At 72.1% G+C, this 12391-nt stretch carries 8 protein-coding genes; 1 reads left to right on the forward strand and 7 read right to left on the reverse strand.

Translation table 11 applies throughout. The features are described 5' to 3' along the window. The first annotated feature begins 46 nt into the window (after positions 1–46). Positions 47–277: a DUF7455 domain-containing protein gene (locus ACZ3ZD_RS24755; RefSeq protein ID WP_404053281.1), complete on the forward strand. Its 231-nt coding sequence runs from the start codon at positions 47–49 to the stop codon at positions 275–277. A gap of 97 nt (positions 278–374) precedes the next feature. Here ACZ3ZD_RS24755 and ACZ3ZD_RS24760 read toward each other — a convergent pair whose 3' ends face one another. From ACZ3ZD_RS24760 to ACZ3ZD_RS24790, 7 genes are all read right to left on the reverse strand, one after another. Next, positions 375–1232, reverse strand: a complete 858-nt coding sequence (locus ACZ3ZD_RS24760; RefSeq protein ID WP_467401211.1) for a serine protease — start codon at positions 1230–1232, stop codon at positions 375–377. A gap of 132 nt (positions 1233–1364) precedes the next feature. Then, positions 1365–2906 (reverse strand): RNA polymerase sigma factor, encoded by a 1542-nt coding sequence (locus ACZ3ZD_RS24765; RefSeq protein WP_467401213.1) that lies wholly within the window; start codon positions 2904–2906, stop codon positions 1365–1367. A gap of 442 nt (positions 2907–3348) precedes the next feature. Next, positions 3349–4239 carry a FadR/GntR family transcriptional regulator gene (locus ACZ3ZD_RS24770; RefSeq protein ID WP_467401215.1) on the reverse strand — a complete coding sequence of 297 codons (891 nt, stop codon included), beginning with the start codon at positions 4237–4239 and terminating at the stop codon, positions 3349–3351. Positions 4240–4401: 162 nt separating this feature from the next. Continuing rightward, a complete protein-coding gene (locus ACZ3ZD_RS24775) occupies positions 4402–7008 on the reverse strand; it encodes an ABC transporter ATP-binding protein (protein ID WP_467401217.1) in 2607 nt (868 codons plus the stop codon). 174 nt (positions 7009–7182) lie between these two features. Next, a complete protein-coding gene (locus tag ACZ3ZD_RS24780) occupies positions 7183–7941 on the reverse strand; it encodes an NUDIX hydrolase (protein ID WP_467401220.1) in 759 nt (252 codons plus the stop codon). 151 nt (positions 7942–8092) lie between these two features. Continuing rightward, positions 8093–10018: a glycogen debranching N-terminal domain-containing protein gene (locus tag ACZ3ZD_RS24785; RefSeq protein WP_467401222.1), complete on the reverse strand. Its 1926-nt coding sequence runs from the start codon at positions 10016–10018 to the stop codon at positions 8093–8095. 817 nt (positions 10019–10835) lie between these two features. Further along, on the reverse strand, positions 10836–12347 hold the full coding sequence (locus tag ACZ3ZD_RS24790; RefSeq protein ID WP_467401224.1) for a DUF4192 domain-containing protein: 1512 nt from the start codon (positions 12345–12347) through the stop codon (positions 10836–10838). Positions 12348–12391: the final 44 nt, after the last annotated feature.

The raw sequence follows: 12391 nt of genomic DNA on the forward strand, positions 1-12391 counted from the left end.
ATGTTGACCCTGGTACGACAGCTCGTCGAGCTAGAGAAGAGGCGACGTGACTACTGTTCTGACCCCCGCGAGCCCGCTGACGGCCGCCGATCGCTGCGACCGCTGCGGCGCCCAGGCATACCTGCGCGTCGTCCTGCTGAGCGGCGGAGAACTGCTCTTCTGCGCCCACCACGGTCGCAAGTTCGAGCCGGAACTCAAGAAGATCGCCGCTGAGATACAGGACGAGACGGAGCGACTCACCTCCGTTCCGAACACCACTTCGGAAGAAGAGCGCTGAATCTCGCACCCACGACGAGCCAGCTCCGGCACAGGCCGGTGAACGGGCGGCCGCTCCTCACCAGGGAGCGGCCGCCCGTGCTCATGCCCTCACGCGCTCAGACGTGCCCGGAGGGACGCGCGGTCGCCGAGGCCGACCGCAGCGCTCGTACGACCTCGGAGACGCGCGTGTAGACGCCGGGGAGCCCCGGCTGTCCGCAGCCGCTCCCCCACGACACGAGGCCGATCAGCCGCCCCTGGGCCACCAGAGGCCCCCCGCTGTCCCCCTGGCAGGCGTCGGGGCCCCCGGCGGCCTCACCGGCGCACAGCATGGTGCCGGCCCGGTAGGCCCCGTTCAGACCGCCCGGGTAGGCGCGGGCGCACTGCTCGTCGGGCATGACGCGCACGCGTGCGGCGCGGAGCCGGCGCGGGTACGCTCCTGCGCCGGTCGTGTCACCCCAACCCGACACCAGGGCCTCGGTGCCCGGCGCGTAGGCCGGGTCGCCCGGGCCCGCCATGGCGACGACCGCGTTCTGCGGCAGGGGGGCGGCCAGTCCGAGGACCGCGAAGTCGCCGGAGTTGGTCGTGACGTCGTACGCGGGATTGACCCGGACCTCCCGTACGGCGATCTCCTGGCCCTGCGCCGACAGCAGGTCCGTGCGGCCCGCGATGACCTTGAGGTCGCGCAGGTGGCTCAGCGGCGCCCCGAGGGCCTCCTCGGCCAGGCAGTGGGCGGCTGTGACCACTGTGGTGCGCCCGATGGCCACAGCACCGCAGAACTGGCCCGCCCTCGCTCCTCCGAACAGGTCACGACTGGCCAGCGCCACCGTCCAGGGAGCCTGGGAAACGTCTATCGGAAACCCTCCGACCACCACACTGCCGGCGGCTGCGGGAGGGGGGCTCGCCAGGGGTATCGCAGTCACGGCGGCCGCCAGGGCCAGCGGCCGGATCAGTACCCGGGCAATGGAACGGCGCATGCATGCTCCTCACTCAGTGGTGCTCATGGGACACCCAGAGTGATCCAGGTCGCGCACGCGCGCAGCACGAAGGCCCGGCCCCCGCGAGGGGGGCCGGGCCTTCGCCGTCGTAGCGGCCTGGCCGCGGGCGACCTAGTCGAGGTAGTCGCGCAGCACCTGCGAACGCGACGGGTGGCGCAGCTTCGACATGGTCTTGGACTCGATCTGGCGGATGCGCTCGCGTGTGACGCCGTACACCTTGCCGATCTCGTCGAGGGTCTTCGGCTGACCGTCGGTGAGACCGAAGCGCATGGAGACGACGCCCGCCTCGCGCTCGGAGAGGGTGTCCAGAACGGAGTGCAACTGCTCCTGCAGGAGTGTGAAGCTGACCGCGTCGGCCGGGACGACGGCCTCGGAGTCCTCGATGAGGTCACCGAACTCGCTGTCGCCGTCCTCGCCGAGCGGGGTGTGCAGCGAGATGGGCTCACGGCCGTACTTCTGGACCTCGATGACCTTCTCCGGGGTCATGTCGAGTTCCTTGGCCAGCTCCTCCGGGGTGGGCTCGCGGCCCAGGTCCTGGAGCATCTGGCGCTGCACGCGCGCGAGCTTGTTGATGACCTCGACCATGTGCACCGGGATACGGATGGTGCGGGCCTGGTCGGCCATGGCGCGGGTGATCGCCTGGCGGATCCACCAGGTGGCGTACGTGGAGAACTTGTAGCCCTTGGTGTAGTCGAACTTCTCGACCGCGCGGATCAGACCGAGGTTGCCCTCCTGGATGAGGTCCAGGAAGAGCATGCCGCGGCCGGTGTAGCGCTTGGCCAGGGAGACCACGAGACGGAGGTTGGCCTCCAGCAGGTGGTTCTTGGCGCGGCGGCCGTCCTCGGCGATGATCTCCAGCTCGCGCTTGAGCTTGGGGGCGAGCTTGTCGGAGTTCGCCAGCTTGTCCTCGGCGAACAGGCCGGCCTCGATGCGCTTGGCGAGCTCGACCTCCTGCTCGGCGTTGAGCAGGGGGACCTTGCCGATCTGCTTCAGGTAGTCCTTGACCGGATCGGCGGTGGCACCGGCCGCGGCGACCTGCTGCGCGGGCGCGTCGTCCTCGTCCTCGTCGGACAGGACGAAGCCGGCGCTCTCGGTGCCCTCGGGCTCGTCGGCGACCTTGGTGTCCTCGAGAACCTCTTCCTCGAGGAGCTCGACGTCGTCCTTCTTGGCCGTGGTCTTCTTGGCTGCCGTCTTCTTCGCGACGGCCTTCTTCGCGACCGTCTTCTTGGCGGTGACCTTCTTCGCGGCCGCCTTCTTGGCGGGTGCGGCTTCTTCGGCGGACTCGGCGACGGCCGGGGGGGCGGGTACCTCGGGGGCGGCCGTGTTGGCGGTGGCCTTCCTGGTGGTCACCGTCTTCGCCGCGACCGTCTTGGTGGCGGTGCGCTTGGCCGGGCTCTTCGCTGCGACGCTCTTGCGGGTGCGCTTGGGCTCTGCGGCACTGACCATCAGCGTCACACCCTCTTCCTCAAGAATCTGGTTGAGGCTGCGCAGTACGTTCTTCCACTGAGTGGCCGGAATCTGGTCAGCTTCGAAGGCCCGACGCACATCGTCGCCGGCGATCTGCCCCTCAGCCTTTCCCCGCTCAATGAGCGCCATGACAGAGACGGACTCGGCGATCTCCGGCGGGAGCGTACGGGATGTGCTGGCCGACACGAACAACCTCTCGGAACGTTGGAAAACGGCTTCCGGCACCGTCCACTGCGGACAGGAGCCGACCACCGGCCTGGGGATCGGCCGACGGCGCGGGCGGGGCCGGGGAGATGCACAGCGCCTTGTACGGCGTCCGTATTCCCTCCGCGGCTATACCTCTTAGGTCATCGCGCTGTCTCCACGAGCGTTACGCCCAATCTACGTGGCCCGAGTCACACCCCGTAAGCGTTCAAAAGCTGTCAGATATGCACAGAGAGGGACATCATCGACCTTCGTCCCGACCACACCCACCACACGGTCCGGTCGTCACACCATCGGACCCGCCGGGCCCGCCGGACTCCAGAAGGTCCGGCGGGTCCGGCGAGGCCGGCGCCCATGGCCCGGCGCCGCCGCGAGCACCACGCACACGCCGCACACCGGCGACCACACCGCACCCCTCGCGGGGTCAGTGCTCGCGCGGGGCAGGCACCACGCGCTCCACCTCGGGGTGGACCGTCAGCAGCTGGCGCATGGCCGCCTCCGCCGCCGTGCCGTCGCCCGTGCCCAGCGCGTCGACGATCCGCGCGTGCTGCGCCAGGGACGCCTCGCTCGGTCGGTCACAGGCCGTGACCGGGCCGCCGGAGACCTGGAGGGCCGCCGAGACGATGCCGGAGAGGTGCTCCAGCATGCGGTTGCCCGCGATCTGGATGAGCAGCCCGTGGAACTCGGCGTCGGCGCGCGAGTAGGTGAGCACGTCGCCCTGCGCCATGGCGTGGCTCATGATCTCGACCATGTCGCAGAGGCGCTGCTGCACCTCCTCGCGCCCGTGCCCGGCGGCGAGACGGGCGGCGAGCGGCTCGATCGTCCAGCGCAGCTCGCTCAGTTCCCGGCGCTGGTCGTCGCGCTGCGGCCCGAAGGCCCGCCACTCGATGATGTCCGGATCAAGCAGATTCCAGTCGCTGACGGGGCGTACGCGCGTGCCGACGTTCGGGCGGGCGCTGACCAGGCCCTTGGCCTCGAGGACGCGGAGGGACTCGCGGACGACGGTGCGGGACACCTCGAAACGCTGGCCGATCTCCTCCGGCACCAGCGGGCGGTCCGCGCCCAGGTCACCCGAGACGATCATCTGCCCCAGCTGCTGGACGAGTTGGCCGTGCAGCCCGCGTCCGCGGCTGCCCGCGGCCCGCCGGCCGACGCGGCCCAGCTCCGGCTCCCCGGTGTCCCAGTGGGGCGCGCCGACGCGGTCGGCTACCACCGGGGCCTCGGCGTAGGGGTAGCGGTCGATTTCGCCCGGGCCGGCCAGACCAGAGTCGGCGGAGCGGGCGGCGGTCATCATGGTGTGCGCAAGGGTACTCACGGATCCTTTGTCGGCGTCGCTTACAACTCCCTTGAGGTCTTTGGTGAAAAGCACACGAAAGGGTGATCGCTCACGCCGTCGCAATTGACGCCTTATCGGAAAGAAGTGAGCTTTCTGCGGGAAGTTGTGTGCAGTTCGAAACCGGGGGTATACGGATGGTAGTCAGCGGAGCCGGCTGCGCAGTGCCGTGAACAGATAGGCGCAGAGCAGCGCCGCGAGCGACAACGCCATTGCTGCACCGACGGGTTGAGCGAGGACTCGTGCCGCCGCGAGCAGGTACCGCTCCCCTCCGAACGGCCACCGCAGCAGGTGGACCTCCCGCAACCGCACCGGGAAGTCGGCCGCCATCCGCACAGCCGGCCCCTGCAGGGCCTTGTGTACGAGGGGTACGACGAGCACGGGTACGGCGAGGACGGCGGCCAGTCCGGCCGTCGTGGACCGGAACACGCCGGCCGCCAGTACACCGGCCCAGGCGCAGCCGAGGACCAGCCCGAACCAACTCGCGGTGAGCGAAAGCCAGTCCGCGGGAACTTGCGAGAGCTCCCGTCCGTAGACGATGTAGAGCACTTCGGCGTCGCAGCCCACGGTGAGGAAGGCCAGCAGCACCGCGGTGGCTCCGGAGACGAGCAGTTTCGCGGTGAGCAGCCCCAGCCTGCGGGGGACGGTGCCGCGGTCCGCGGCCAGGGCGGGGTGGCGGAACTCGTCTCCGAAGGCCAGCGCGCCGAGCAGCCCTGCCGCGAGCGCCGCGGGCGGCAGCGGCAGCTCCCGCGGCCATGCCGCGAACAGCCGTTCCTTGGGAGTGTGACCGAGTCGTGCCAGGAGTACGGCGGTGAGCGCGGACACCACCAGGACGGCACCGCAGATGAGGAAGCCGGTGCCGATTCCGGTGGCGCGCCGGAGTTCGTAGCGCAGAGGGCGCAGGGGACTGCGGGCGGGGCGGACGGAGATGGGGGGTGGGAGGGGGGAGGGGGCGGCGAGGGGGCGGACACCGTCGGTGCGGGCCGCGCGTCCGGCCTGCCACTGCCGGGCGTCCGGGTTCCTGGCGCCGGGGAGGAAGGTGCGGGCGCGGGTGACGGTCTTGGTCGGGGTGCGGGCACTGTCGGTCCGCGGCTCGGGGGCTGTCACCACTGCGCCCAAGCCGGCACCGGGTGTGGTCGACGGACCGTGGGACGGGCCGGCGAGGGCCCTGGCGGGTGGCTCGTCGGAGCCACCACCGGCGGCGCTCTTCTCACCGGATGCGGTGGCTTCGCGTGCCGTGCCGTCCTCCTGCGAGGCCGTGGCGGCGGGTGAGGCGTCGCGGGTCGACGGCTGGTCCGACGTGGGTTCTTGAACGACTGCTTGGCCGGATTCCGGTTCCTCTGGTCCGACCGGAAGGAGGCCGGCCGTCATCCGGGTGGCGGGCTCCGACTCCGACGGGTCGGCCGGGGTGCGGTGTTCTCCCCCGCCCCGCATGCGCCCGGAACCTGTGGCGTTTCCTGCCGCAAACGCTGACGCCGGGGTGTCCGGTCCCGGCGCGGACAAGGCAAGGGCGCCGGTGCGCGGCTCGGCCGCTGCCCCCGGGCCGGGCGCCATGGTGCCGGATTCCGCCGTCAGCCCGGTGGTGTGCGTCTCGTCCACGGCTCGGCTCCGGTCCGCGGGTGAACCGCCGAGCGCGGCGGGGCCGGATTCCGGCGCGGATACACGCGACTCCACGCCTTCGCCACCCGCCCGCGTGCGGCAGGCCGAGGCGTGCTCCCGCTCCCCATACGCGTCGTCATACGCGTCGTCGTGAGCTGCCGGGGCCCTTTCCGCCGGACCGTCCTCCGGATGGGCCTCCCGGTCCGCCGACGGGCCCTCCAGGGCCTGCTGGGGCTCGGCGAGGCACTTCCCGTCATCGCCGTCGGTACCGGCGTCCGGCCCCATATCACCGACCTCGTTGGCCAGTTGGTGGACGAGGATGCCGTGACGGAAGGCGATCTCGCCGACGTCGGCGGTCGTCGTGCCGTACACCGACAGTCGGTTGCCGCTCTCGCGTACGACTTCGACCGAGCGGCGGGCGGTGCGGGCGTCCTTGGTGAGCAGGGCCGCCAAGCGGGCGGCGTGGGGGCTGCGGACGGCCACGCGTGGGCGCAGCCGGGTACGGGCGAAGGCCTTGGCCTCCTGGTCGGCGACGAGTCTGCCGCCGTCGAGCGTGACGACCCGGTCGGCGGTGCGCGCGGCCTCCTTGGGGTCGGCGGTGGTGAAGAGCACCGTGCCGCCCTGGGTGGCGTGGGCCCGCAACATGCTGTGCAACCACTGGGCCTCCCGGACGGAGAGACCGTCTGTGGGTTCGTCCAGGACGAGCGTGTGCGGGTCGGGCAGCAGGGCACAGGCCAGGCCGAGTCTGCGGTCCATGCCGCGGGACAGCGTGCCGAGGCGCTCTTCACGGAGGCTGACGAGGCCGACCACTTCGAGGACCTCGTCGGCTCGTCGCGCGGTGACTCCGGCCGCGGCGCACAGCATGCGCAGGTGTCCGCGGACCGTGCGGGACGGGTGGCCGGGTACGTCACCGAGCAGTACGCCGACTTCCCGCGACGGATGGGCGATCAGGTGCAGGGGTCGGCCTCTGAAGTGCGTGATGCCGCGCCCCTGTTGGAGCTCGAGCGCCAGTCTGAGCGTCGTCGTCTTGCCCGCGCCGGCGCTCCCGAGGAGCGCGGTGACATGCCCGGCACGCGCTTCGAAGGAGACGTCGTCGACGGCGGGCGGGTGCGCCTTGCGGGGATTGCTGGTCAGTCCGAAGGCCTGGATCACCTGCAGCAAGATAGCGCTACGTATCCGGTTTTTCCGGTATAGGGCGACTTGCGACCATATGCCGTGTGATCTGTCGCCTCATCTGTCCGCCGTTCGGCGGAACGTGCCCTCCACAGGGGCGACCGGCACCCGCCGGCCGTGCAGCAGGTCCCGCTACGTCCCTCAGGCCTCGGGTCAGACCTCGGGACGCAGCATCGGGGGGTTGAGCAGGGTGGCGCCGCCGGCGCGGAAGAGCTGGGCCGGCCTGCCTCCCTGGCGTGTGGTCGTACCGCCGGTGGGGACGAGGAATCCGGGGGTTCCGGTGACCTTCCGGTGGAAGTTGCGCGGGTCGAGTGCCACGCCCCACACCGCCTCGTACACCCTGCGCAGCTCTCCGACGGTGAACTCGGGCGGGCAGAAGGCGGTGGCCAGCGACGAGTACTCGATCTTGGAGCGGGCGCGTTCCACTCCGTCGGCGAGGATCTGGACGTGATCGAAGGCGAGCGGCGCCACGGGTTCGCCGTCGCGGCCGTAACCACCCTGTTGGAGCAGTTCCTCGACCGGGGCCCAGCGGGCGTTGCTGGCGTCGCCTCCGGCGCGCGGTGCCGGCAGGTCGGGGGCGAGCGCGAGATGCGCGACGCTGACCACGCGCATGCGCGGGTCCCGCTTGGGGTCGCCGTAGGTCGCGAGCTGTTCCAGGTGGGCCCCGTTGTCCTGGGCCGGGACCGAGGCGTCGTGGGCGCACAGCCCGGTCTCCTCGGCCAGCTCCCGCGCCGCCGCCTGGGACAGGTCCTCGTCGTCCCGTACGAAGCCGCCGGGCAGCGCCCAGCGCCCCTGGAAGGGGGGCTCGCCCCGGCGGACCGCCAGCGCGCACAGGGCATGGCGACGCACGGTCAGCACGACCAGGTCCACGGTGACGGCGAAGGGCGGAAAGGCTGACGGGTCGTAGGGCATGCCGCGATCATAGTCGTCTTCCTGACGATAAACACTCCCTCGGTCGGCCGTATCGGTCGTGGTTCCGCTTCATTCCGGTACGGCCCGCAAGGCCGGCTCCCGGTGGGCCGGTCCGGCGGTGTCGTTCCAGGTCACCGGCCTGGTGGGGAGGTCACGCGCCCAGTTGCAGGCCGTCCGCCGCCTCTTCCACCATGGCCAGTCCCAGTCGGCTGATCCGTACGGCGAAGGGGGCGCCCGCGACACGCATTCCGCTGAGGTTGAGTTCGCCGAGCGGGGCACTCCGCAGGGGACGCAGGGTGACCGTGCGGGCCGGGACGTCGGGCCGGATACCCGCCAGGGCGGTGAGCAGCAGGACCACGGAGGCCGCGGCTGTGGCGGCCGGGCGGCAGGCAGCGGGGTGCGGCAGGGGCGCGGTGCCGGTGGAACGCTGTTCGCCGGCGAACATCTCGGGCAGCCGGTGACCGAAGTGTTCCGCGGCTTCCAGCAGCCCCTTCAGCAGTCCGGCCGCCTCCTTGTCGTACTCGGCCGCCGCCAGTCCCGCGACCGCGAGTGCGGTCTCCTGGACTCGAACGGCTCCGGTCCGATGGCCGAACGGGTTGTGTCCCGCCTCCTTGGCGCCGAGGCCGCGCAGTCCCCAGCCCGCGTCCATGGCGGGGGTGCCGAGCAGCCGGGCGAGGTGTTCGGTGTGCACCTTGTCGAGCAGGCCGGGGGCGAGTCGGCCGCCGCCGAGCAGGCCGGTGTCGAGGAGGTGGACGGTGGTGGCGGAAAGGTGGGGCACGGGGCGGCCGTCGGGGGCCAGGGCCGCGGCCGGGCGTCCGCCGCCGTGGTCCTCCACCCAGAAGTCGGTCTGGAAGGCGGTACGCAGGGTCTGGGCCCATTGGTGTAACTCCGTGGCGCCCGGTCTGTCGTAGGCGTCGAGGAGATCGGCGCCGATCAGGGCGGCGCGGTAGGCGTGGGCCTGCGTTTCACAACGGGCCGGGCCATCGGGGTGCGGATCGGGGAGGTAGGTGCCGTCGCCGACGGTCGTCCGCAGCCAGCTCAGGCAGCGCTCGGCCGCGGGCAGCAGTTCCTGTGTCTCCTGCTCGGGCAGCCCCCAGCGGCGGGCTTCGGCGAGCAGGACGGGGAAGAGCAGGGTGGCGTCCGTTCCGGTGCAGCCCGGTGGGAGGTGCGGGCCGGCGTCGCGCCGGGGGCCCGGGATCATGCCGGCCCGGGGGCCAAGGCCCTGCAGCTGGGTGCGGGCCAGGGTGCGCAGAGTGCTCGCGGCGAGGCGGGTGCCCAGGGGAAGCGTCATGCGGGCGGCGGCGATGGCCTCGGCCGGAGCCATTCCGCAGCGCCAAGGGGCGCCGGCCGCGAGATAGGTGTCGGAGGGGTGTGCGGGGTCGCGCAGGAGCAGTGCCCGGAGGTCCGCGATGGCCGCGTGCACTAGTGGGGCCACTCGGGGGTCGTCGCCTGCCGCTCGCGCGGGGGCCAGGGGGCTGGTGGCAGCGTGTCCGGCCGGCCGCAGGGGGCCTGCGCCTTCTGGCCGCACCCGCAGCTCCACCGTTGCCGTCCCGGCCGGCGGCAGATCCAGTTCCCAGCGCAGCAGTCCGGCGGACGCCAGGGCGTCGGAGGGCGGCGGATCGGTGGTGACGCAGGCTGCTGCGTCGGCCGTGGCCCAGCGCAGGCCCGAGTCGTGAACGCTGGCCGGGAGTTCGGGCGCTGCGGCACCGGCGGCGATGGCGGCGAGTTCCGCCAGGTCGGTGCCGAGGGTGACCTCGACGGGGAGGCGCAGTGGGCATGGGGCGGCGTTGCGGAGTGTGATGCGTTCGGTGCCGTCGGCCTGGCGGGTTCGTTCGACGACGACATCGGGGTCGGGGCCTGCGGCCGGGGACACGCGCAGCGTCCCCACGAAGCGGGCGGTGTCGGCTCCGGTCATCCTGGCCTGCACTGGCAGCGGTTCGCGGCCGGCCACGCGGACCTGGCACCGGGAGAGCAGTCGTCTGCCGCCTCGGTAGAAACCGTCCAGGCCCTGGCCGGTCAGCTGCCCCGGCTCTCCGGAGATGACGAGGCCGGGCAGGGCCACGCAGATCAGCGCCATGTGCGTGGGCGGCAGCTCGGGTGCGAGGCGGCGGGCCGGGGGTGTGCGTTGCGGCGGTGCCGTGGTGGGACGGCGGGGTCGGGTGGTTGCGGGAGTCGGAGGGCTCCCCTGGGGGTCCGGGGTCGGTGGACGCGGGTCCGCGGGCGACGGCGGCGGATCGCCGGCCGCCGTCGGTGTGTCGGGGTGGGTGCCTGCCGTCGGGAACGGCTCGTGCCTGCTCCGGGGCGGACGTTCGCCGGCGGCGGAGGGCGGAGTCGGCTGTCGGTGCATGGGATCGCTTCTTCTGCGCTCGGTGGGCCTTGGGCGTGCTGGGCGGCTGGTGGGTCGCCTCGGAGGACAGGAGAGGACAGGAGAGGTACGGCGGCGGGGCCCGTCCAGGCGTTCCGCCACTCAGGTGAACGGAAGCGGACTCGTCGGGGTCACGGCTCGCCCGGCGTAAGCCGACCGAAAGAAGGTGTGACCCGTCGACTGGGGGCGGACGTCGGAGCACACTCGTCTCCCTGCCTCGCCCCTGCGCCGGGAGTGCGCTCCGGTTGCTGCGGTGCCGCCTCCGGTGGCCGCCGGCGAGGTGTCCGGTGAGCGCCAGCACCAGTGCAGGCGCGCGGGAGTCGTTACTCCTACGGGCTGGGTGCCGGTTGCCGGTAGTCGGTTGCCCGACGGCACGGCGTCGGTCGTGGTGTCGTCGCGAGCCGCCGCATCCGTACGCGTGCCGGCCAAGCCGAGCCGCGTCCGCCGGGCGGCGTGACGCGCGGTTCCGGTGAGCCCCGCATCTGCGCGACTTCCACCGGCACGACGCTCACCCGTCCACCTCAGGCCGTCAACTCTCCGACGGAACGCCATCAGGCGTGGCCTCGCCCGACGCCGCCGCATGCGCGCGTGTGGTGCCCGGCCCGGTGGCGTCACTGGTGAGTGTTCGGGGGCGGGAGTCTGCCGGCCTGCGTCGGTCTCGCTTCGCCCTGGCCGTGTGGCGGCCGTCTTCCTCCGCGCCACGCGCACGGCGGCGGCGCTGCGCACGCTTACGTGAGCCGGGTTCGGCAGGCTGGTCGCTCTCCTGCGTGTTGGCTCCGGAGGTCAGCGGCGGGGTTTGCAAGGGCTCGGAGTGAGCAGTCGCGGATGCCGGGAAGTGTTCCGTCGGCTGTTTCGGCGTGCGCTCCGCCCGTTCCACGCGCAGGCAGCGGCGGATGGATTCGGGGTCGAGTCCTTCGTTGCAGGCCTGGTGCAGAAGCCGGGCGAACAGGTAGTCGGGGTCTGCGGCCAGGGCCATGGCCAGTGCTTCACGCGCTTCCAGTTCATCGCCCATGGACCAGGCGACCCAGCCCGCGAGGGTGAGCGGTGCTGCGGCGTGCTCGCCGTAGGGACCGACACAACGACGGGCCAGGGCGCGCCAGAGCCGGAGCGCCGGGCCTGCCTCGTCCCCTTCCATCCAGGCGGCGGCCCGGTCGCGGGTCGTGCGGTCCTGTAGGCCGAGGATCAGGGAGGCCGCCTCGTCGTCCGCGAGGAGGTCGTCGTCGCGTACGTCCGCGGGGTGTGTGCCGTGGACACGTGCCGCCGAGGCGTAGCGGCGGATGAGCCTCTCCGCGAGGGCGATGGTCTCGTCCGCCACTTCGAGGCGCTTCGTCTCGTCCAGCATGCGGGGCACCAGGATCAGGCCTACCGCGTCCAGGACGATCTCCTGTTCCAGTGCCGCGCTGGTCTCCCACGGCTGCAGCCGGGCGCGCAGCTCTCGCAGGGTGCCGCGCACCTGGATGCCGGCGTAGGTGGCCGCCGCGGCGAGCACGGAGGTGCCGGGAAGGCCCATCGGTGAGCCGTCCTCGGGGCAGCAGCCCTCGACCGGGCAGCAGTACGACCAGTAACGGCCGTCCGAGATGCACAGGGCCTCGATGACCGGCACGTCGAGGGTGCCGCACTCGATGCGCATCAGGTGGGACAGCCTCTCTAGGCGCCGCTTGACGTCCCGGCCGGACTCCCCGGGGCCCGGCTCCTGGCAGACGTAGGCCACCATCCGCTCGGGTCGGCCGCCGCGCCGCTCGCTGCCGGTCACCAGCCCGCGGGCCAGTTGCCGGGCGGCCGCCTCCCAGTCCTCGTCGTTGGCGGGGATGCCGAGCCGGGCGCGGCCGCCGAACCTGCCGCGGCCTGCGTGGTCGTGCAGGGCGACGAGCACCATGCTGTCCTCGGGGCGGTAGCCGAGCAGGTAGGGCAGGGCGTCGGCCAGCTCGGCCGGGGTGCGCAGAGTGACCTGCGTGGCGTGCTCGGTCGGTCCGATCAGCGGCTCCTGCCCGAAGATGTCATTGCTTTCGTTGGGTCCGGTGGTTTCGCTGTGGTTCGTCATGCACCGACGATCTCGCGGATCTTGAGATTCCGGTTGGGCCTGTG

Source organism: Streptomyces sp. NPDC023481, assembly GCF_055560195.1.